Origin of the sequence: Bradyrhizobium sp. Arg237L (assembly GCF_029990105.1) — a bacterium.
Lineage (GTDB): Bacteria > Pseudomonadota > Alphaproteobacteria > Rhizobiales > Xanthobacteraceae > Bradyrhizobium.
The window spans coordinates 65566-88034 of the sequence record NZ_JAQMIL010000019.1 but is presented as its reverse complement, the minus strand read 5'-3'; the positions used below and the strand labels follow the sequence as shown (position 1 = coordinate 88034).

The following is a 22469-nucleotide window of genomic DNA, read 5'->3' as shown; positions in this document are numbered from 1 at the left end:
CGTCCACGGCGGTATTTTTGTCGGTGCTTCCGTCAGGTGTCAGAAGGGGCGATAAGGTGCCATTGCGCGACAGATCCAAGCGCAGGAGGTACCGCGAGGACCGTTGGGCTTGGTCCTGCATCGACGATGACCTCATTTGGCGGAACTGCGAAACCTAGTCCGGCGGCTTTCAGCAATGCCTCCTTGAGGGTCCAATAGCGGAGAAACAATCGGGACCGGGATATCTCCGACGCTTTCCGCAGAGCAGCTTGTTCTTCGGCGGCCAGGACCAGCTCGCTCATGGAATCCAGATGATCCACTTCGCGTAGGGGTTCGACGTCGACCCCGATGGGCATGCGTGCTGTTGCGACGGCAACGGCGCCCCTGGCATGACTGAGGCTGAAGTCGATTTCCTGCGGATCGATGAGAAGGACCGGCTTGCCATTCGCCGACGGTGCAAACCGCAGGGCATTGGGCGGTCGGCCTACTATATGTCCAAGGATCAGACGTGCTCCGGCGTGGGCGGCCAGATAACTGCGCCGATCCTCATGATGCCGGAGTCGCGCCAAGTGGTTCGTTTCCTGCACGTCAAGCAGCGCGGCACTTTGCTCAAGAAGAAGCGCGGTAGGGCCGGGCGTGGCGCCTTCCTCCGGCGGGGAGACTGCGGCCAGCCAGAACGCGATCTCTCGGGGTGTCGGTCCTCTGACCGGCGCCGGGAGGTTCGGATGGGGCAACCATCGCAGGCGCAACTCATCGTTTTCTGGCGTGACACGCTTGACAGCGATTGCCCAGGCGACCGCCGTTGTTGCCTGCAACGCGGTAAGCGATGAGGCGAAGCCTTCCTGTCCGGTGTAGACAGCGTTTTTCATGCAAGGTTGATCAATCTTACAGCGGCTCCGGTTCGATGCTCTCAGCCAATTGGCTACGGCAAGCGGCGATTCGAAAGGAATATCGATTAGAATCCATCCGACGACCTACAATGGAGTCGAAGCTTCCTTGTATTGTCGGTAACATCGGCCACCGGTTTTCTTGAACTGAGCGACATATCCAGCATTGAGCGGTACCCCTCGATCAGTACACGCGCTCTTTTGGCGGGATTGACTGGACCTCGTTTGAGAGAGGCTGCAAATGCACTGGTCTGTAGTCGAGGCGCGCACGGCCATCATCGTCGAGCCAGCACAGGGTGTGTTTCAGCCAGTTTTCGTCATCGCGTTTGGGGAAGTCTTCCCGCGCATGGGCGCCGCGGCTTTCCTTGCGACCGATCGCTGAATGAAGGCTGACGCTCGCCTGCGCAAGCATGTTGTCCAGTTCGAGTGTTTCGGCCAGATCGGTGTTGAATATCATCGTGTGATCGGTCACTCCAACGTCATTCCGCATCGTGGCGATCACGTCGTTAAGCTTTGCCAGTCCTTCGTCCAGCAGAGCGCCGGTACGGAACACGGCGCAGTGGCGTTGCATGGTCTGTTGCATGGCCAGCCTGATGTCGCCGGCGACAGTCTTGCCTTTGGCCCACCTGATGCGATCGAGACGCGCGATGGCACGATCGGTCGCCTCGTCGGGCGCTGGTGCGTGGCCCTCTTGCGGACGCAAGGTCTCTATCACGCGGTGAGCCGCCGCCCGTCCAAACACGATGATGTCGAGAAGCGAATTGGAGCCAAGGCGGTTCGCGCCATGCACCGAAACGCAAGCCGCTTCCCCGATCGCCATCAGTCCTGGAACGACTGTTTCCGGATCGCCGTGGCGAGACGTGACGGCTTCGCCATGCAGATTGGTCGGAACTCCGCCCATGTTGTAATGGACGGTGGGCAGCACCGGAATTGGCTGGCGTGTGACGTCGACGCCTGCGAAGATTTTCGCGGTCTCGCTGATACCCGGCAGGCGCGTGTGCAGGAGCTCCGGGTCGAGGTGCTCCAGATGTAGTTCGATATAGTCCTTGCGCGGACCGCAGCCGCGCCCTTCGTTGATCTCAATCGTCATGGCGCGGCATACGACGTCGCGTCCGGCAAGATCCTTTGCGCTTGGTGCGTAACGCTCCATGAAGCGCTCGCCTTCGGAGTTGGTGAGATAGCCGCCTTCGCCGCGCGCCCCTTCCGTGATCAGGCAACCGGAGCCATAGATGCCGCTCGGGTGAAACTGTGTGAATTCCATATCCTCGAGCGGCAATCCGGCCCTCAGGGCCATCGCGTTGCCGTCGCCGGTAGAGGTGTGGGCGGCGGTGCAGGAGAAGTAGACGCGGCCGTAACCACCAGTCGCCAGCACAGTGCGGTGAGCATTGAAGCGGTGGATGGTCCCATCTTCCATGTTCCACGCCAACAGACCCCGACAGGCGCCATCGTCATCCATCAGCAGGTCCAACGCGAAATACTCGATGAAAAACTCCGTGCTGTGAGTCAGGCACTGCTGATAGAGCGTGTGCAGAATGGCATGGCCCGTCCGATCGGCCGCCGCACAGGTGCGCTGGGCCATCTTCTTTCCGTACGCGATGGTCTGGCCGCCAAAGGGACGTTGATAGATCCGACCATCCGCGGTGCGGGAGAAGGGCACGCCAAAGTGCTCCAGTTCCAGCACCGCGGGCACGGCTTCGCGGCACATGTATTCGATCGCGTCCTGATCACCGAGCCAGTCGGAGCCCTTGACCGTGTCGTACATGTGAAAGCGCCAATCGTCGCCATCGCCCATGTTTCCAAGCGAGGCCGCCATGCCGCCTTGCGCGGCGACGGTGTGGCTGCGCGTCGGAAAGACCTTTGTGACGCAGGCCGTCTTGAGACCTGACGATGCCATTCCCAGTGCCGCGCGCAGTCCGGCGCCTCCGGCACCGACGATCACCACATCATAATTGTGGTCGATGATTTCGTACGCCTTAGCCATCCTGCTGTTCTCCCAAGTTTGCGAACTGGTCTTTCTGAGTTCAGCGGTATTCATCGGATCGGCGAACAAAAGGCTTATCGATCTCCGACCGTTCTAGCGACACCACTCAATATGGCATCGAGCAGGCCAAATTCCATCGGCCTGGCTGTGACCATGCCCATCGCTTCGCGGCGAGATTCCGATATCGTCAAATGAGATGATACGTATCTCGTTATTTGAATTTTCAGGACGGAGATCGAGCCTATATCTTCCTGCATCAGATATTCAGGGGATCCCGATGGCAAACGTCGTCGCGCTTCGCTGTTCGGAGGACTTGTCTCTTCGCGGGTTTCGGTCGCACGTCGGCCAATCGCATTGCCGGAGGTAAGGATATGAAGCTCCCAACCGTTCTATCGGCCGTCGCCGCGCTAGCCGTTGGTCATGGCGCCCGGGCCGCAGCCTTGCCATCGACCTCGGCCACGATCACTTATCATCGCACGCAGGTGGATGGCGTCGGCATCTTCTATCGTGAAGCGGGGCCGAGCGACGCGCCGACGATTGTGCTGTTGCACGGCTTTCCGTCCTCCTCGCGGATGTTCGATGCTTTGCTTCCGCTTCTTGCCACGCGCTATCACCTGATCGCACCTGATTATCCGGGGTTCGGCCAGAGCGAGGCTCCGCCGCCCTCACGTTACGCTTACACGTTCGACCATCTCGCCCAGACCACGAACGCCTTACTCGAGCAGCTCAAGATCAGCCGCTACGTCCTGTACCTGCAGGACTATGGCGGTCCGGTTGGCTACCGCATCACGGTGGCTCATCCCGAGCGGGTGCGCGCGCTTGTGATCCAGAATGCGAACGCCTACAGCGAAGGGCTCGGCGCCAAATGGACCGGCATTGCGCAATATTGGGCCGATCGTGATGCCCACCCGGAGCAGGTCGACGCTTTCACCTCGCTCGAAGGCGCCAAGGCCCGTCACATCGGCAACAGCCCCAATCTCGAGCGCTACAACCCCGATACATGGACCGACGAATATGCGTTCCTGTCCCGACCTGGGCAGCGAGAAATCCAGGCGGACCTGCTTTACGACTACCGCACGAACGTGGCCTCTTACCCCGCATGGCAAGCGTTTCTGCGCGAGCACAAGCCGCCGACGCTCATCGTGTGGGGACGCTATGATCCATCCTTCATTGCACCGGGCGCGGAGGCGTTCAGGCGCGACCTGCCGGATGCGGAGATTCATCTGCTCGACGCCGGTCACTTCGCGCTCGACGAGAAGGTCGACGACATAGCACGTCTGATGATCGACTTCCTGTCGAAGCAGCCCGAATAGGCCTAAAGCGAACGACACGGGGAGAGAATGTGTCGATGGCCCTTGTGTAGGAGCGAACAGGGCACCCGACGATGTGTCTGTTCTAATTGAAGAAAATATTTAGGTGAGGCATAACCCTCGGCGATTGAAGCGCTGATTGTCTCCACACCCCTATGACCAGGCCCCGGGTTCCATCCCTTGTTGCGTTGAGAGCTTTTGAAGCTGTTGGCCGCACCGGCAGTATGCGTGCCGCTGGCGATGAGCTGGCGGTGAGCCATACCGTCGTTTCGCGTCACATCCAGAACCTCCAGGAAAGCCTCGGCGTCACGCTCGTCCGCGCCCAAGGTCGCGGCGTCATGCTCACCGAACGAGGTTCGTTTCTCTATGAGCAATTGTCGCAAGCGTTTGAGATCATCGCGCGCGCTACGGTTGCGGTGCGTCCTCCGTCGCGAACCACCCTTAACATCTGGTGTATTCCCGGCATCGCCAACCGTCGTTTGCTGCAGAGGCTTCCCGAACTGACGGGCCCACCAAACCGATGGGAAGTCAACCTGCAGCCAACATTATCGCACCCCGATCTCTCGCGTGGTGAGGCGGATGCCGAGATCGTCTATGCCGATGTGATCACCACGCATCTCGATCTCGCGTCCGAGCCCTTGATCCGGCCGAGGGTCTTCCCGGTGGCCAGCCCGAGCTATCTGGCGCGTCATCCGGCCATCACGAGCCTGACCGACTTGGCCTCGATCGCGTTGATCCACGAGGAATCGACGGAGCAATGGGAGCGCTGGTTTCGGCTGGCCGGATTGGTCGATTTGCCGCAGCTCGGCGGCCAGCGTCTTTGGCATGCCCATCTCGCCATCGAGGCGGCGCGACTGGGGCAGGGCGTGGCGATCGCCAATGACGTCCTGGTCGAGGACGACCTTCGCACCGGCGCGTTGGTCGAACTCCTCTCTACCTCCGTCTATATGGGAACGTACCAATTGGTCGCTTTGAAAGAGCGCTGGCGCGACCTGGCGATTGTTGCATTGCGGAATTGGCTACAAAATGTGCTGGCCAGCGCACCGAACGGTCCGACCGGTGCATGTGAGTCACCATAGCGCGATAATAAAACTGGTTGTTCGTTCGATAGCGCCAACTACGGTCCCCTCAACTTGGGGAAGTAAGAATGGCGCTAAACTCCGAACTGATGTCACGCAGGCAGTCTGCGGTGGTCCGTGGTGTTGGTCATGCCACACCGGTTTTCGCTGAGCGGGCACTCAACAGCGAGCTTTGGGACGTCGAGGGGCGACGTTACGTTGATTTTGCCGGTGGCATTGCGGTTCTCAACACCGGTCATCGCCATCCGCGGGTGATCAAGGCGGTTCGCGATCAGTTGGATCGCTTTACGCACACCTGTTTCCAGGTCGCCCCCTATGACTCCTATGTTGAACTCGCCGAGCGTCTCAATGCGCTGGCGCCGATCAGCGGGCCGCTGAAGTCGATACTGCTCACGACCGGCGCCGAGGCTACCGAGAATGCGGTCAAGATCGCTCGTGCGGCAACCGGCCGCACCGGTGTCATCGCGTTCACGGGGGGCTTCCACGGGCGCACCGCCTTTGCGTCGGTGATGACGGGAAAAGTCGTCCCTTACAAGAAGGGTGTTGTTTCCCCTCTGCCCGGCGTGTGGCATGTGCCATTTCCGATCAGTGGCAGCGAAATTAGTGTCGACGACGCGCTGCGCTATATCGGTTTCATTTTCAAGGCCGATATCGATGCATCCCAGGTGGCGGCGATCATCATCGAGCCGGTGCAAGGCGAAGGCGGTTTCCACCAGGCTCCCCCCGAACTCATGCGCGGGCTGCGCCGCATTTGCGACGAGAATGGGATCGTGCTGATCGCGGACGAAGTTCAGACCGGATTCGGTCGGACTGGAAAAATGTTCGCGATGGAGCACTACGACGTCAAGCCGGACCTCATCTGTGTCGCGAAAAGCCTTGCCGGTGGCTTGCCGCTATCGGGCGTGATCGGACGTGCCGCGATCATGGATGCGGCGGAGCCGGGTGGCCTCGGAGGCACATATGCAGGTCATCCGCTGGCATGCGCGGCGGCGCTTGCGGTCCTCGATGTGTTCGAGCAAGAGAACCTTCTTGCGCGCGCCAATGAGATCGGCGCGCGCTTGCGCGATGCGATCGATCGTTTCGCGCAGGCCAATCATCTGCTGCCGATTTCCCGGGCTCGCGGATTGGGCGCGATGATCGCCTTTGATGTGCTCAAGCAACGGGGGAGCAACGAGCCGGACGCTGAAGCCACCAGTCAGGTCACCAGGCTCGCGCACCAGAACGGCCTGATCCTGCTGTCCTGCGGCACGACTGCGAACACGATTCGGATCTTGGTCCCGCTCACGGCGTCGGACGAGATCGTGGACGAGGGACTTTCGATCCTCGAATCCTGCCTCGTCGCCTGAACTCCACGACCGGCGAAAATCGACCAGACCAACAATGGGCATTCGGTGAAATGACCCTTGCGCACAGGAGACGACCTTGGAAACTGAGCTGACCAAGACCAACAGTCTTGCCGAAGAATTGCGGGCTGCTGTCGATCGCAACTTTGACGACCAGGTCGCCTTCCTCGAGCGTCTGGTGCAATTCCGCAGTCTGCGCGGCCAGGAGGCTCCGCTCCAAGCCTGGATGGCCGAGCGCCTGGCCGAGCGCGGCTACAAGGTCGATGCCTTCAGTCTCGCCGATGTCGACCTGATGAGCCATCCGAAGGCGGCCCCGATGGACGGGATCGATCTTGCCGGCTCGAGGCAAGTCGTGGCGACCCATGACGGCGACGGGAAGGGACGTAGCCTGATCATGCAGGGCCACATCGACGTGGTGCCGGAAGGCCCGCTCGATTTCTGGGATTTTCCGCCGTTTGACGGTGTGGTGCGCGACGGCTGGATGCACGGCCGCGGCGCTCAGGACATGAAGGCCGGCGTCTCGGCGATGATCTACGCGCTCGATGCGATCCGGGCCGCGGGCTATGCGCCGCAGGGCCGCATCCACCTGCAGACCGTCACCGAGGAAGAAAGCACCGGCAACGGCGCACTGTCGACGTTGATGCGCGGCTATCGCGCCGACGCGTGCCTGATTCCCGAGCCGATCGGCCACAAGCTCTTGCGCGCGCAGGTCGGCGCGATCTGGTTCAGGGTGCGGGTGCGGGGCACGCCGGCACATGTCGCCTATTCAGAGAATGGCACCAGCGCCATTTTGTCCGGCATGCACGTGATCCGTGCGTTCCAGGACTACACCAAGCGGCTCAACGAACAGGCCGTGGATCATCCGTGGTTCAAGACGGTCAAATCGCCGATCAAGTTCAATGTCGGCATCATCAAGGGCGGCGACTGGGCGAGCTCGACGGCGGCCTGGTGCGAGTTCGATTGCCGGCTCGGCCTGCTTCCGGGGACGACGCCGCAGGAGGCGATGCGTGGCATTGAGAAGTGCCTCGCCGACGCACAGGCCACCGACAGCTTCCTGTCGAGCAATCCGGCTGAACTGATCTGGAGCGGTTTCCAGGCTGATCCGTCGGTCTTGGAGCCTGGAAGCGAAGCCGAGCAGGTGCTCGCCTCGGTGCATCAAGTGGTTTTCAACGAGCCGATGCAATTGCAGATCGGCACCGCCGTTACCGATACGCGCTACTACAAAGTGGATTATGGAATTCCGGCGCTGTGCTACGGCCATTTCGGCATCGGGCCGCATGCGTTCAATGAACGCGTCGATCTCGAAAGCGTCCGCAAGATCACACTGAGCATCGCGCTCTTCGTCGCCAACTGGTGCGGGTTGAAGAAGCTGTGATGGTCGCCGCCGCATCTGCGGCCGGCGCGTCTCATCCAGAGAGCCATGTAAACAGGAAGGGGGGATGTCATGGGAATGAATAGACGTGAATTCGGCAAGTTGGGACTGGTCGCAGGAATGGCCAGCGTTGCGGGAATCCCGCTCGGCTTGCACCGTGCCGCGGGGCAGACGCGCGGCGGCACGCTCAGCACGATTATCCATCCGGAGCCGGCCATGCTGGTCTCCGCGATCAGTCAGCTCCAGCCGACGCTGACGGTCGGCGGCAAGATCTACGAGAGCTTGCTGCGCTACGATTTTGACCTGAAGCCGGTCCCGGGATTGGCGCAGTCCTGGAGCGTCTCGCCCGACGGGTTGACCTATACGTTCAAGCTGTTCCCGAACATCACCTTCCACGATGGCAAGCCGCTGACGGCCGACGACGTCATCTTCTCGATGACCAAGATTCTGCCCGAGACCCACGCGCGGGCCCGGCCGATCTTCACCCGCATTGAAAGCGCGGAAGCTCCCGATCCGCTGACCGTTGTGTTCAAGCTCAAGTCGCCGTTTTCCCCGTTCCTGGGAGCGTTCGATTGCACCACGGCGCCGATCTTGCCGAAGCACATCTACGAAGGCACCGACTTCAAGACCAACCCCGCGAACGACAAGGCAATCGGTTGCGGTCCATTCAAGCTGAAGGAATGGGTGCGAGGGTCGCACATTCACCTGATCAAGCATGAGGGCTATTACCGCGCCGGTGAACCTCATATCGACGAGATCATCTACCGGGTCATTCCGGACGCAGCGGCGCGTTCGGTCGCGTTAGAGCAGGGAACCGTCAAGCTGACGCAGTGGAGCGACATCGAGCAGTACGACGTCGCTCGCCTTACGAAGCTGCCCCATCTCGACATGACGACGAAGGGATATGAATACTTCGCGCCGCATCTGTGGCTCGAACTGAACAACCGGATTGCGCCGATGAACGACAAGCGCTTCCGTCAGGCGGTGATGTACGCGATCGACCGAAAAGCCCTGCTCCAGCGCGTCTACTTCGGTCTGGGCAAGATTGCGACCGGTCCGATCTCGTCGAAGACCCGGTTCTACGAGAAGAACGTAAAGCAGTACGAATACTCACCGGACAAGGCAAAGGCTCTTCTCGACGAGATGGGATTGAAGCCGGGCGCAGACGGCAAGCGGATCACCGTTCCGTTCCTGGTCACGCCATCGGGCGAACTCTATCGTCGTGTCGCTGAGTTCTTGCGCCAGTCGCTGCTGCGAGTCGGCATCGACATCCAGTTTGAAGGTACCGATGTCGCGGGCTGGATCCAGAAGGTCAGCAACTGGGAGTACTCGATGACGACGAATCTCGTCTATCAGCTCGGGGATCCCGCCATCGGCGTGTCACGAACCTACATTTCGTCGAACATCCGCAAAGGCATCATGTTTTCCAACACGGCCGGATATGCCAATCCGGAAGCCGATCGCCTTTTCGAGGAAGCGGCGACCGCCACGTCGGACGAGAAGCGGCAAGAGCTCTACAGCGCGGTGCAGAAGATCGTGGTCGAAGATGTGCCGATCGTATGGCTGTTGGAACAGGACTTTCCGACGTTCACCGACAAGAAGCTCAAGAATGTGACCACGACTGCCATCGGCGTTCACGAGACCTTCGGCGCGGTCCGGTTCGAATGAGCGTTGTCGCCATCACCAAGTACGGAGGCCGCTTGTCGGCCTACGTGCTGGGCATCGCTTACGGAGCGGTGAAGATCATCGGCGTGATCCTGGTCATCGCGACCTTCAACTTTATTCTCGTTCACGCGGCGCCCGGCGACCCGGCGCAGGTGATCGCAGGACAAAGCGGTGCCGCCGACGAAACATTGCTCCGTCAGATACGGTCAGCCTACGGCCTCGATCAGCCGTACCTGGTGCAACTGGCTAGCTCCCTGAAGAAAACGCTGACGCTTGATCTCGGCTATTCCTATCGGCAGCAGCGGACAGTGTTGTCGCTGCTGCTCGAGCGGCTGCCCGCGACCTTGCTGCTCACTGGTACAGCATTCATCTTGTCGCTCGTCTGCGGCACGGCGCTTGGGACCATAGCCGGCACGCGCGCGGGAAAATGGTCCGACACGTTCTTTACCATCGTCTCACTGCTGCTTTATGCCTTGCCGGTGTTCTGGCTCGGCCTGATGCTCGTGCTGCTGTTTTCCGTGCAGCTCAATTGGCTTCCCCCATTCGGCTACGCGACGATCGGCGTCGAGATGACGACGTGGCAGCGCATCGCGGATATTGCCCAGCACATGGTCCTGCCGACCTTGTCGCTGGCCGCTGTCTATCTCGCGATCTACGCCCGGCTGATGCGTTCCTCGATCATCGAGGTCAAGCAGCAGGATTTCATCAAGACGGCGCGCGCCAAGGGCGTGACCGAGTCCCAGATCGTGATGCGCCATCTGCTTCGCAACGCGATCCTGCCCGTTATCACGGTCGCCGGAATGCAGGCCGGCGCCGTGGTTGGTGGCGCGGTTGTCGTCGAGACCGTGTTCGCCTGGCCCGGCTTGGGACGGCTGATCTATGACGCCGTGCTGCAGCGCGACTATCCGGTCATGCAGGGCATCTTCCTGGTCATGTCGATCGTCGTCATCGGGCTGAATCTGCTCACCGAGGCGGTCTATCGCATGGTGGATCCGCGCATCTCCGTAGGAAGTGTGAAGTGAGGCGAGCCATGAAGACCCTGGCATCCTTTCTTCGGTACCCGGCCGGCGTCATCGGACTGGTCATCCTGACCGGAGTCGTCGTGCTGGCCATCGTGGCGCCGACCCTGTTTCCCGTCGATCCCTGGGATATGGTGGCCGCGCCGTTCCAGCCGCCGTTCGACGGCGAGACGTGGCTCGGCTCCGACATGCTCGGCCGCGACGTCGCCGCCTGTATTGCCTATGGCGCGCGGGTCTCGCTCCTCATTGGCGTGTCGTCGACACTTGCGGCGCTCGCGATCGGCGTCACCGTGGGAGCCGTTGCCGGCTATTTCGGCGGCCGCGTCGACGACATTCTGATGCGCTTTGTCGAATTGTTCCAGACCATCCCGGGCTTCATTCTTGCCATCCTGCTGGTGGCGACGCTCGGGCCTTCACTGAGCAACGTGATCCTCGCGATCGGCGCCGTGAGCTGGCCTCAGCTTGCGCGGCTGACGCGCGCCGAGTTTCTGCGGCTGCGGAGCAGGGAGTTCGTGCAGGCCGCGGTCTGTCAGGGACAGCCGCCGGTGTCGGTGGTGATGCGTCACATCCTGCCGAACGCCGTGTCGCCGATCATCGTGACCGGCTCGCTGATGATCGCCAGCTCGATCCTGATCGAAAGCGCGCTGAGCTTCATGGGGCTCGGTGACCCCAATTTGATGTCCTGGGGATTCATGATCGGCGCGTCCCGGTCGGTGATGCGCCAGGCGTGGTGGATGAGCGTGTTCCCCGGGATAGCCATTTTCCTCACCGTGCTGGCGATCAACCTCGTTGGCGAAGGACTGAACGATACCCTGAACCCGAGACTGTCGCGGAAGGCGCGAGGTGCATGACGGACGAACCGCTGCTTGCAATCGAAAATCTGTCCGTTGCCTTGCCCACGGGTGGCGACCGGCAGTTCGCGGTGGAGAACGTCTCGCTTGCCGTACGTCGCAACGAGATCGTTTGCCTGGTCGGCGAATCCGGTTCGGGTAAGTCGATTACCGCGCACGCCGTGCTCCGGTTGCTGCCGCCGGCTCTTCACGTTGCCGCGGGCGCCATCCGTTTCAATGATACGGACCTCGCGACGGCGAATGAAGGGGCAATGCGGGCGCTGCGGGGCGGCCCGATATCGATGATCTTCCAGGAGCCGCTCAGCGCGCTCAATCCGCTGACGCGCGTCGGTCAGCAGATCGCGGAAGCCATCATCACCCACGCTGGCGCGAAGCTGCCCCGTTCCGAGGTGGACGCGCGAGTCATCGAATTGATCGCGGCAGTCGGCCTGCCTGATCCTCCGGCACTCGCCCGCAGCTATCCATTCCAGCTCTCCGGCGGTCAGCGCCAACGCATCATGATCGCGATCGCAATGGCCAACGAGCCGGCGCTGCTGCTCGCCGACGAGCCGACGACCGCACTTGACGTCACCACGCAAAAGCAAATCCTCGGCTTGATCCGGAAGTTGCAGGCCGAGCGGGGAATGGGCGTCCTGTTCATCACGCATGACTTCGGCGTCGTTGCCGACATCGCCGACCGTGTCGTCGTCATGCGCAACGGCTGTGTGGTCGAGCAGGGCACAGTCGACGAGGTCCTCCGCGCCCCCAAGAATGAGTACACCAAGGCGCTCATTGCGGCAGTGCCGGGTGGCCGGCCCGCCACAACGCGCAGCCATGCCCTGGGCAGCGATCCGTTGTTGGACGCCCGCGGTCTCAACAAGGTGTTCGCGACCCGGCAGGGCGCTTTCAGGCCGGTGCGACGGGTATCGGCCGTGCAGGACGTCGCCCTCACGCTGCGACCGCGCGAGACGGTCGCCGTCGTCGGGGAGTCCGGATCGGGCAAATCGACGCTCGCGCGCATGATCATGCGGCTGATCGAGCCCGACACCGGTACGATCGATTTCGATGGGGTGGACTTTCTCAAATTGAAAGGCGCGCAGTTGCGCGCGATGCGCCGCAAGGTGCAGATCGTCTTTCAAGATCCCTTTGCGGCCCTCGATCCACGACAAAAGGTCGGCGAAGCCATCGCGCGCGGACCGATGACCTATGGAACGCCGCCGGTCGAAGCCATTGCGGGCGCAAAGCGACTGTTGGCGCGAGTAGGGCTCAAGGAGAGCGCATACCAACGTTACCCTCATGAGTTCTCCGGCGGCCAACGCCAGCGCATCTGTATCGCGCGCGCGATCGCGTTGAAGCCGCTGGTGCTGGTCGCGGACGAGGCCGTTTCGGCGCTCGACGTTTCGGTGCAACAGCACATCCTGGAATTGCTGGCGGAGCTGCGCGAGGAAATGAACCTGGCAATGCTGTTCATCACGCACGACTTGCGCGTCGCATCGGAGATCGCCGACAGGATCGTGGTGATGCGGCGCGGCGAAATCGTCGAGCAGGGTGAAACGCAATCGGTATTCGGCGCGCCGCAGCACGCGTACACCCGCGAGCTGCTCGAGGCCATCCCGGGGCGCTCGTTGTTCGGTCGGCCTCACGAACCGTCGGTCAACGTATGTTTCGCCTAGGCGCTCGCGAACGGGAAACACGGGGCGGAATGACATGAAGACTGGTGCGGATCATCTCTGTGACGCGCTGCTCGCGCTTGGCGTCGATACCTGCTTCGCCAATCCGGGCACGTCGGAGATGCACTTTGTCGCCGCGCTCGATCGTCGGCTGGACATGCGATGCGTGCTTGGGCTGTTCGAGGGCGTCGTCACCGGAGCTGCCGATGGCTACGGCCGGATGACGGACCGGCCCGCGGCCACGCTTTTGCACCTCGGGCCGGGCCTCGCGAACGGGCTCGCCAACCTCCACAACGCCAGGCGCGCCGGCACGCCGATCATCAACATCGTCGGCGAGCATTCGACCGCGCACCTTCCGCTCGACGCGCCGTTGACGAGCGACATCGAAACGCTCGCCCGGCCGATGTCCGCGTTCGTGCGCCGGATCGGCAGTGCCGCCTCGATCGAGCGGGATGTCACTGAGGCCTGGGACGCGAGCCTGGCGAACGGCATCGCGACGCTGATCTTGCCGGCGGATATGGCCTGGTCGGAACGGTCAGCCGGGGCTCCGCTCGCCAAGCGTTCGCCACCGCCGAGGCGCGAAGTCGATCCAGACAAGTTCAAGACGGTCGTCGAGCAGTTGCGCAGCGGTTGCAAGGCGGCACTGATTCTGTCGGGGCAGGCCTTGCGTGCCGATGCGCTTGCCGATGCCGAAAGGATTTGCGCCAAGACCGGTGCGCGGCTGTTTGCGCAGGGCGTCAATGGGCGCATCGAGCGCGGGCGCGGTCGGGCGCCGATCGAAAAGATATCCTTCGCCTGGGAGCCGGGCCGCGCCGCACTGGCTGATCTCGACATGATCGTGCTGATCGGTGCCAAGGAGCCGGTCACCTTCTTTGGCTACCCAACGCAGTCGGGTCGTCTCGCGCCTGAGGGGTGCAGCGTGGTCGAACTCGGCGGGCTCGGTCACGATCTGAAGGGAATTCTCGCCCATCTTGCGGAAGCTGTCGGCGCCAAGTCGGCAGCAGGTTTGCAGACAAGTCACCGGCCGCCAGCCGAGATGTCGCTCCAAGCCGACGGTCCCCTGACCGCCGAAATGATCAATCGCGTGGTCGCTGCGAAGCTGCCGGAGAACGCGATCGTGTGCGACGAGGCGATCACTTCCGCCGGCTTCTACGAGCTGTCCTACAATGCGCCGGCACACGATTATCTGCAGATCACGGGCGGTGCCATCGGGATCGGAGTGCCGATGGCGGCGGGGGCCGCGATCGCCTGTCCCGGGCGCAAGGTCGTGTCGCTTCAGGCTGATGGCAGCGGCCTCTACACGCTTCAGGGGCTCTGGACGCAAGCGCGCGAGAAGCTCGATATCGTGACCATCATCTTTGCCAACCGTGGCTACGCAATCCTCCACGGCGAAATGCGCAAGGTTGGTGTCGCCAGCCCCGGCCAAAATGCCCGCCGCATGCTCGACATCGAGGATCCCGAGATCGATTGGGTCAAGCTCGCGGGTGGCATGGGCGTAGCAGCAGAACGCGTGACGACCGTCCAGCGTTTCGCGGAAGTGTTCGATGCCGCGCTTCGGCAGCGCGGGCCGTTCGTCATCGAGGCGTCGTTGCCGTAACTTCTGAGAGGCGACATTCCATAGACGAGCAACCGCATGACGCATTCCAACCCGACCGATCGTGACGGGGCCTTTGCGACGCACAGCGCGCATTGGGGAGCGTTTTCGGCGCGCTGGGACGGTCAGGATGTCTCGATCCTGCCCTACGCCGGCGATCCGGCGCCATCGCCGATCCTCGCCAATTTCAAAGGTGCCCTACGCCACAAGGCGCGTATCCTCAAGCCGATGGTCCGCCGCAACTGGCTCGAGCATGGGCCTGGCCCGCAGCGGCGCGAAATCGGCGACGAGTTTGTCGAATGCGGATGGGACACCGCGCTCGATCTGCTCGCCGGTGAACTCGCGCGCGTTCGCGACAATTTCGGCTCGCGAGCAATCTATGGAGGCTCGTACGGCTGGGCCAGCGCGGGACGTTTTCATCATGCGCAGAGCCAGATCCACCGCTTTCTCAATTTGGTTTGCGGCGGCTATGTGCGTTCGGTCAACAGCTACAGCGCGGGGGCCTCGTCAGTGATTCTGCCGCATGTGATGGGGCCGTTCGAGGCGCTTTCGCGGCGTAATGTCACCTGGGACCAGGTGTGCACCCACACCGATGTCGTGCTCGCGTTCGGCGGCATGCCGATCAAGAACTCGATGATCGCCAGCGGCGGGCTGAGCCGTCATGTCGAGCCCGACGCCATGCGCGAGGCGGTCAAGCGAGGCACGCGGTTCATCTCGATCAGCCCATTGCGCGACGATTTCCCGGCTGAGGCCAAGGCCGAGTGGATTCCGATTCGTCCGGGCACCGACGTTGCCGTGATGCTCGCGATGGCGCACACCTTGCTCGCCGAAAATCTTTGTGACCGCGCGTTTGTCGACCGCTACACGACGGGCTTCGACGTGTTCGAGCGCTATCTTCGCGGCGACAGCGACGGACAGCCCAAGCATGCCGATTGGGCGGCTGCGATCAGCGGAATTGCGGCCGACAGGATCAGGGACATCGCCCGCTTGCTCGTCCGGAATCGCAGCCTCATCGCCGTGGCCCACGCGTTGCAGCGCGCGCAGTATGGCGAGCAGCCGGTGTGGGCCGCCGCGGTACTTGCCGCAATGGTCGGTCAGGTCGGTCTGCCCGGCGGCGGCTACAATTATGCGCTCGGTGCGATGGGGCACACGGGCCGCCGCGTCAACGCCGTGCCAATTCCGACGATGCCGCAGGGAACCAACCCGGTTCGCGAATTCATTCCGGTGGCGCGGATTTCCGACATGCTGCTGAATCCGGGCGCGTCATTCGCGTATAACGGCCGCGAGCTGCAGTATCCCGACATCAAGCTCGTCTATTGGGCGGGCGGCAATCCGTTCCATCATCATCAGGACATTCATCGTCTGGGTCAGGCATTCGCGCGCCCTGACACGATCGTGGTCCATGAACTCGCCTGGACCGCGATGGCACGGTCCGCTGACATTGTGCTGCCTGCGACGATGACGCTGGAGCGCGACGATATCGGCGCGGCGGCGACCGATCCGCGATTGATCGCGATGCGCCAGGTCGCGCCGCCCATCGGTGAAGCGCGTGACGACTTCGCAATTCTCTGCGATCTCGCCGACCGGCTTGGCGCCGCAAGCGTCTTTGCCGAAGGACGCGATGCCGCGCAGTGGATGCGTCATCTCTATGAGCCGACGCGGTGCGCCTTGGCCGAGCGCGGCTGGGAGGCGCCTGATTTCGAGGAGTTCTGGGAACGTGGCGAATTGGCGCTTCCGTCGGAACCGGACGACGGAGGCATCTTGCGTCGCTTCCGAACGAAGCCAGAAGAGAATCCGCTGCCGACGCCCAGCGGCAAGATCGAGATATTCTCGGAGACGATTGCCGGCTACGGCTATGACGATTGCCCGGGCCATCCCACCTGGCTCGCCTCCACCGAGCAGCCGGACACGACGGCTCCATTGTGGCTGGTTGCCAATCAGCCGGCGACGCGGCTTCATGGCCAGCTCGATTTCGGTGGGTACAGCCAGTCCCGGAAGATCGAGGGCAGGGAAGTCGCGCGGATGCATCCGGACGATGCCGCGCCGCGCGGGATCGTCGACGGCGATGTCATCAGGATCTTCAACGCACGCGGCGCCTGCCTCGCGGCGGCGGAGGTGACCGACGACGTCATGCGGGGCGTCGTCAATTTGCCGACTGGCGCCTGGTACGATCCCGCCCCGGGTGACGCAGAGAATCCGCTTTGCCTCCATGGCAATCCCAATGTACTGACGCGCGACGTCGGCACGTCACGACTGGCTCAAGGCTGCTGCGGGCAAATCACGGTCGTCGATTGCGAGAAGTTCGTCGGAACGGCTCCGGCGGTCCGAGCCTATGAGCCGCCGATCCCCGTGAAATCTCTCTGAGCCATTCCGACGTCCCGCACTGGACGGAGCTCAACCGTGTCCTCCGAGAAAGGCGTCCGAGACAGCGGGATCTTCGATCAACTTCTGTGCCGGGCCCGATGTTACCACGCGGCCAGTCTCGAGCAGATACGCCCGATCCGCTACCTTCAAGGTTTGACGCGCCTTTTGCTCGACCAACAGCACGGACAATCCTTCGGCGCGGGTCTCGGCAATGACGCCAAAGAGGTAGGCCGTGGCCTGGGGAGCAAGGCCGAGCGATGGTTCATCCAGGAGCAGCAGGCGCGGTTTCGATAGCAGCGCGCGCGCCGTCGCCAGCAATTGCTGCTCGCCGCCGCTGAGCAGGCTCGCCGCGTTGTGACGCCGCTGGCCCAGAATCGGAAAGCGCTCCTGCATGCGCTTGAGGTCCGCGATCGCCTGGCTCTTGTCCGCGCGGGTGTAGATCCCCATCGCCAGATTTTCCTCGACCGTCATGCGTCCGAGAATGCCGCGCCCTTCGGGCACCAGCACGATGCCGCGGCGAACGTTGCGTTCGGCGTCATTCGGCCTGAGCTTTTGGTCTTTGTAGACGATCTCGCCCTGGAACGGTAAGAGGCCGGCGATCGCCCGGGCAATCGTGCTCTTGCCTGCGCCATTGGCGCCGAGCAACGCGACGATCTCGCCTTCAGTGACGTCGATATCCACGCCGCGCACCGCGGTGATAGCGCCATACCGAACCTGCAGCCCCCGAGCCGAGAGTATCATTCGTCCTTACCGAGATAGGCGTCGAGGACGCGAGGATTCGTCCGGACTTCGCTTGGCGCGCCTTCCGCGATCAGCACGCCGAAATCGAGCACATAGAGATAATCGCACAGCCGCATCACGAAGTTCATGTCGTGTTCGATGAGGAGGATCGTCAACCCAGTTGCGCGAAGCTTCAGCATCAGTTGCCGGACCTCTTCGGCCTCGTCATGGTTCATGCCGGCCACGGGTTCGTCGAGCAGCAACAGTTTTGGCCGCGCGGTGAGGGCACGCGCCATCTCCACCCGGCGCTGCATTCCATAAGGCAGCGATTTGGCGGGGCGGTCGCGCAAGTCCGTCAAGCCGAAGAACTCCATCACCTCCACCGCGCGCACCTGCGCGGCGGGGTCGCCCCAGCCGACCGGCAGCAATCGGCGCCACCAGGACTCGCGGTGCGGCTGCGCCACAAGCAGATGCTCCCAGACCGTCATGCTGGGGAAGAGGCGGATATTCTGGAAGGTTCGCGCAATGCCTTCGCGCGCGATTTGGTGGGGAGGCAGGCCGTTCAGCGCCGTGCCATTGAGGCGAACCGTGCCGGAATCGGCGCGATAAGCTCCGGTGATGACGTTGAACAGCGTCGTCTTTCCGGCTCCGTTGGGACCGATGATGCCGACGATCTTGCCCTCAGGCACACCGCTGGTCACGGCGGACAGCGCATGGATGCCGCCGAAGCTTTTCGTGACCTCGGTAAGTTGAAGGAGCGGCGCGCTCATGATGCCGCCTTCCTGAACGTGAGCCCACGCAGCAGCGTGCGGTCGACGATACCCTGGCGACGCACCAGGAGCACCAGGATCAGCAGCGTGCCGAAGGCGGCGAGGCGCCAGTCGGCGATCGGCCGCAGGAATTCGGGCAGGAAGACCAGCAATATTGCGCCGATCAGCGAGCCCAGCCCGAGCGTGGAGCCGCCGAGGATGGTCGCGAGCACGAAGTCGATCGAGCGCTCGAAGCCGAAATTGGCGGGTTCGATATAGACGTGATGATGCGCGAACAGCCCTCCGGAGATCGCAGCAACAGCCGCGCCGATCCCGAATGCGCCAACCTTGATCGCCACGGTGTTTAGCCCGACCAGCCCCGCCGCGGTCTCGTCGTCGTGCACGGCCTGCATCTCGAGCCACACGCGCGAGCGCTCGACGAGGATCAGGACCACGAGGATCCCGCCGGCCCATGCCCAGATATACCCGACCGAAATGTGCGCCATGCCGTGAAAGCCGCCGGACCCGCCCATCGCCGGGAAGTTGATGAAGAAGCTGCGGATCATCTCGCCGAAGCCGAGCGTGGCCATCGCAAGATAGATGCCCTTCAGTCGAAGCGCAGGGAAACCCACGATCACGCCGATGGTGCCAGCCGCGATCGCCGAGACGATCAGCGCCGGCGTGATCGGCATGCCGAGTTCGACCGTGAGGTAGGAACTCAGATAGGCCCCGATCGCCATGAAAGCCGCGTTGCCGAGCGACAATTGGCCGGTCGCGAGAATGATGTAAACGCTGAGCGCGCCGAGCAGCAGGATGCCGGCTTCAGCAAACAGGCTGGCATAATAGGTCGACATCACACGCGCTGGCCCTGGTCGGAACGCGCGCCGCCGAGCAGACCTTGTGGGCGCAGCAAGAGGATCAGAATCATGAAGCCGTACACGACGAAGTCGCGGACCTGCGAGCCGCCATAGGCCACCGTGAGCACCTCGACCACGCCGATCAGGGGACCCGCGAGCAGCGCGCCCCAGATGTTGGTGGTGCCCCCGATGACCATCACGGCGACCGCCTTCAGCCCGATTTCGACGCCGAGATATGGCGTGATGGCGCCATAATGCAGCGCGATCAGGACGCCTGCAACGCCGGCGAGCGCGCCTGACAGCGCGAAGGCAAACAAGGTCAGCCGGTCCGCCGAGACGCCGAGCAGGCGCGACACCTCGCGGTTTTCGGCGACCGCCCGCAGCGCACGGCCGATGGTCGTTCGCTGCACGGTGTAGGCGATCAGCGTCACCAGCACGATGGTGGCGCCGACGACGATCAACTGCATCTGGCCGATATTGACCGGGCCGAGTGTATACTGCCGCCCCAGATATTCGTCAGGCAATTGCAACGGGTCGGAGCCCCAGAGATTTGTCGCGACGTTCTGCAGGATGATCGAGAAGCCGAGCGTGCTCAGCATCGGTGTGACAACAGGGGTGCCCCGCAGCGGCTGATAGCCAATCCTCTCGATCACCATGGCCGCAATGGCCGCGCCTGCCATGCCGCCGAGCACGGCGACAGGAAGGGGAAAGTTCGCGGCGATCAGCGTGAATCCGAAATAGCCGCCGATCATGAAGAGTTCGGCGATCGCCAGATTGAGGATGCCGAGAATTCCCATCACGATGGAGAACGACAGCGCCAGCAGCGTGTAGATCGCTCCGAGCGTGAGGCCGTTCACGAGTTGCTGCCACAGCATGAAGTTTTCAGTCGGTCGGATGTTAAAGAGAGTGGCCGGGCAAAACCCGGGCACCGAATGGCTGCGGCGTCGATCAGCAGCCGGCGTGGTTGGGTGCGGAGCTGCAGCCGCGGACCTTGGTGTCCCAGGCGCCGTTCTGACCCTGCAGCACGTAGAACGCCTTGATCGCGTCGCCGTCGTCGTTGAAGCCGATCGGGCCGCCGAGACCCTGGAAGCCCTCCAGCTTGGCTAGATGGTCCCGAACCTTGGTGCGGTCGGCCTCGACGTCTGCAGGCTTGCCGGTCACGCCGGACTTCTTGATCGCATCGATATACATGCTGACGATCTCATAGATGTTGGCGTCATACATGCTCGGTTCGATCTCGGCCGGCAAACCGCTCTCCTTGCGCAACAGCGGCTGCAGATTGGCGACGAACTTCTCGGCCGCTTCGCCTTTCATGGTGGCGAAGAAGGTCGCCGGCGCAATGATCGGAATTTCCGGCGCGGCCTTGAGGATCGCCGACGAAATCAACTGGGTGGCGCCGACCACCGGCTTGATCAAGCCCTGGCGCTTCATCTCGCGCAGCACGGTGATGGCCTGGCTATAGTCCGCGCTGACGACCACACCGTCCGGGTTCAGCGATTTCAGCTTGGTGATCTGGGCGCTGACGTCGAGATCGCCGGTGTTGAACGATAGCGGGTCGGATTCGTTGACGATGGCGATCTCGTTCGCCTTTAGCACGGCGGGCATGATCGCCTTGCCGACGGTCGACGCGGTGGCATCCTTGGCATCGAAGATAATGCCGACGGTCTTGATGTTGAACGCCTTCTTGAAATACGGCACCGTCGTTTTGGCGAGCACGCCTTCGTCGATCGTATTGCGGAAGGCCCAGGGGCGATTCAGCTTGGCCACTCCCGGTTTCGAGGAGGCCTGCGAGGTTGCGACCACCTTCATCTCATTGGCGACCGGAAACGTCACTTCGGCGGCGCTGCTGGTCAGCGGGCCTGCGACTGCGAGAACCTTTTCGTCGCCCGCCAGTTTGCGCAGCGAGCTCGCCGCCTGGGCCGGCTTGGCGCCGTCGTCGAGAATGGTGATCTTCAGCTTGGCGCCGTTGATGCCGCCGGCATCGTTGGTCTGCTTCTCCAGCATCCGCAGCGTGACGCTGTTGCTGCGGCCCCATTCGGCGAACGGGCCACTGCTCGGCACGATCGCACCAAGCGCGATCTCCGGAGTTTGCGCCAACGCGCTGCCCACGCTCAGCGAGATCACGGCGAGGGTGCCTAGCAGCCGCGACGGGTTCAATATGACCTTCAACATCGACTTCTTTCCGTTGCTGTTAACCATGGCTGCCTACAGCAGCCGATCTCGGAAGCCTGCAATGCACGCGGCGTGCCAGTGGCCCCGCGGCGTTCCCAATGCTCCAATAGATTTGGCTCTTTGACAAACGAAAATTTCGCAGCTTTGCAAATTAGTTCTCTTTAGAAGCTATTTTTTCGGCAACCGCGGTGAAGTTTGCGGCAACCTGTCACGCCTTGCCGGTCTTCCGCGGCTTCGACGCGGGTTTGCGCGACGGCGGGGCGATCGGCTGGATATTGGTTTCGGCCAGGTATCGCTGCAGTGCGATAGCGCGGTCGCTCGACTCGACCAGGCGCTGCACCAGGTCGAGCAGCAGCTCGAACTCACGCGCGCTCAGGCAGCCGAATTCTGCGTCGTTGACCTGCATTTGCGTCGGCGCCAGCCGCTCGAGCAATTCGACGCCCCGCGACGTGACGCTGAGCGAGAGCCGTCGGCGGTCGCCCTGATGCGCCGCCTTTTCGATCAAGCCCTTGCTTTCCAGCTTGTTGGTCACGGTGGTGACGAAGGCGCCACTGAGATGGAGGTGGTCGGCGACGGTCTTGACGTGGACGTCGCCTTGCGCCGCCAGATGCCGGATCGCGATCAGCGTGGTGTACTCGATTCCGGGAAGGCCGATGACGGCGGCATGGCCGTCGCGCAGGGTCTGATGCCGGGCCAGAAATCCGAACAGGCTGTGCACCAGTTTGCGAAACTGCTGGTCGGAGCCGTCTACGAGCAGTTCAGGGCGGGAGGTCGTGAGCGCAGTGCGATGGGTGATGCGTCCGGCGCCGGGCTTGGTGGTGATGGCGCGCGCTGCTGTCTTGGCCAAGGGATCATCTCATTGATTGGGTTCGTCGGAA

At 62.6% G+C, this 22469-nt stretch carries 18 protein-coding genes; 10 read left to right on the top strand and 8 right to left on the bottom strand.

The features are described 5' to 3' along the window. Positions 1–32: 32 nt before the first annotated feature. Together OZ411_RS14215 and sdhA are read right to left on the bottom strand one after the other, a co-directional pair. Complete coding sequence (locus tag OZ411_RS14215; RefSeq protein ID WP_282528443.1) at positions 33–848, bottom strand: 4'-phosphopantetheinyl transferase superfamily protein; 816 nt, start codon at positions 846–848, stop codon at positions 33–35. A gap of 202 nt (positions 849–1050) precedes the next feature. Further along, positions 1051–2847 (bottom strand): succinate dehydrogenase flavoprotein subunit, encoded by a 1797-nt coding sequence (sdhA, locus tag OZ411_RS14210; protein ID WP_282528475.1) that lies wholly within the window; start codon positions 2845–2847, stop codon positions 1051–1053. A gap of 371 nt (positions 2848–3218) precedes the next feature. Between sdhA and OZ411_RS14205 the strand changes: the two genes are divergently transcribed. The 10 genes from OZ411_RS14205 to OZ411_RS14160 all read left to right on the top strand — a co-directional run bounded on the left by OZ411_RS14205 (position 3219) and on the right by OZ411_RS14160 (position 17093). Beyond that, positions 3219–4160: an alpha/beta hydrolase gene (locus tag OZ411_RS14205; protein WP_282528442.1), complete on the top strand. Its 942-nt coding sequence runs from the start codon at positions 3219–3221 to the stop codon at positions 4158–4160. Between the two features lie 152 nt (positions 4161–4312). Further along, positions 4313–5236, top strand: coding sequence for a LysR substrate-binding domain-containing protein (locus OZ411_RS14200; RefSeq protein ID WP_282528441.1), 924 nt, complete (start codon positions 4313–4315; stop codon positions 5234–5236). 68 nt (positions 5237–5304) lie between these two features. Continuing rightward, on the top strand, positions 5305–6582 hold the full coding sequence (gene gabT / locus OZ411_RS14195; RefSeq protein ID WP_130579797.1) for a 4-aminobutyrate--2-oxoglutarate transaminase: 1278 nt from the start codon (positions 5305–5307) through the stop codon (positions 6580–6582). Positions 6583–6658: 76 nt separating this feature from the next. Beyond that, positions 6659–7954: an ArgE/DapE family deacylase gene (locus OZ411_RS14190; protein WP_130579798.1), complete on the top strand. Its 1296-nt coding sequence runs from the start codon at positions 6659–6661 to the stop codon at positions 7952–7954. A 75-nt stretch (positions 7955–8029) separates the two neighbouring features. Next, a complete protein-coding gene (locus OZ411_RS14185; RefSeq protein ID WP_282528440.1) occupies positions 8030–9619 on the top strand; it encodes an ABC transporter substrate-binding protein in 1590 nt (529 codons plus the stop codon). After that, complete coding sequence (locus OZ411_RS14180) at positions 9616–10638, top strand: ABC transporter permease (protein WP_282528439.1); 1023 nt, start codon at positions 9616–9618, stop codon at positions 10636–10638. The genes OZ411_RS14185 and OZ411_RS14180 overlap by 4 nt, the downstream gene beginning before the upstream one ends. 8 nt (positions 10639–10646) lie before the next feature. Beyond that, entirely contained in the window at positions 10647–11486 is an 840-nt protein-coding gene (locus tag OZ411_RS14175; protein ID WP_282528438.1) for an ABC transporter permease, read from the top strand. Further along, positions 11483–13138, top strand: a complete 1656-nt coding sequence (locus OZ411_RS14170; protein WP_282528437.1) for an ABC transporter ATP-binding protein — start codon at positions 11483–11485, stop codon at positions 13136–13138. Before OZ411_RS14175 ends, OZ411_RS14170 begins: the two co-directional genes overlap by 4 nt. Before the next feature lie 34 nt (positions 13139–13172). Beyond that, positions 13173–14732, top strand: a complete 1560-nt coding sequence (locus OZ411_RS14165; RefSeq protein ID WP_282528436.1) for an acetolactate synthase large subunit — start codon at positions 13173–13175, stop codon at positions 14730–14732. A 36-nt stretch (positions 14733–14768) separates the two neighbouring features. Beyond that, complete coding sequence (locus OZ411_RS14160) at positions 14769–17093, top strand: molybdopterin guanine dinucleotide-containing S/N-oxide reductase (protein WP_282528435.1); 2325 nt, start codon at positions 14769–14771, stop codon at positions 17091–17093. A 30-nt stretch (positions 17094–17123) separates the two neighbouring features. On the opposite strand, the gene OZ411_RS14155 is transcribed toward OZ411_RS14160, so the two are convergent. The 6 genes from OZ411_RS14155 to OZ411_RS14130 all read right to left on the bottom strand — a co-directional run bounded on the left by OZ411_RS14155 (position 17124) and on the right by OZ411_RS14130 (position 22438). Beyond that, complete coding sequence (locus OZ411_RS14155) at positions 17124–17834, bottom strand: ABC transporter ATP-binding protein (protein WP_282528434.1); 711 nt, start codon at positions 17832–17834, stop codon at positions 17124–17126. Next, the gene (locus OZ411_RS14150) at positions 17831–18583 is read right to left on the bottom strand and encodes an ABC transporter ATP-binding protein (protein WP_282528433.1); all 753 of its coding nucleotides are present in this window, start codon (positions 18581–18583) and stop codon (positions 17831–17833) included. The genes OZ411_RS14155 and OZ411_RS14150 overlap by 4 nt, the downstream gene beginning before the upstream one ends. Then, a complete protein-coding gene (locus tag OZ411_RS14145; protein ID WP_130579807.1) occupies positions 18580–19416 on the bottom strand; it encodes a branched-chain amino acid ABC transporter permease in 837 nt (278 codons plus the stop codon). The genes OZ411_RS14150 and OZ411_RS14145 overlap by 4 nt, the downstream gene beginning before the upstream one ends. Then, positions 19416–20294, bottom strand: a complete 879-nt coding sequence (locus OZ411_RS14140; protein WP_282528432.1) for a branched-chain amino acid ABC transporter permease — start codon at positions 20292–20294, stop codon at positions 19416–19418. Before OZ411_RS14140 ends, OZ411_RS14145 begins: the two co-directional genes overlap by 1 nt. 73 nt (positions 20295–20367) lie before the next feature. Next, positions 20368–21591, bottom strand: a complete 1224-nt coding sequence (locus OZ411_RS14135) for an ABC transporter substrate-binding protein (protein ID WP_282528431.1) — start codon at positions 21589–21591, stop codon at positions 20368–20370. Positions 21592–21799: 208 nt separating this feature from the next. Then, positions 21800–22438: a MarR family transcriptional regulator gene (locus OZ411_RS14130; RefSeq protein ID WP_130579810.1), complete on the bottom strand. Its 639-nt coding sequence runs from the start codon at positions 22436–22438 to the stop codon at positions 21800–21802. Positions 22439–22469 lie beyond the last annotated feature (31 nt).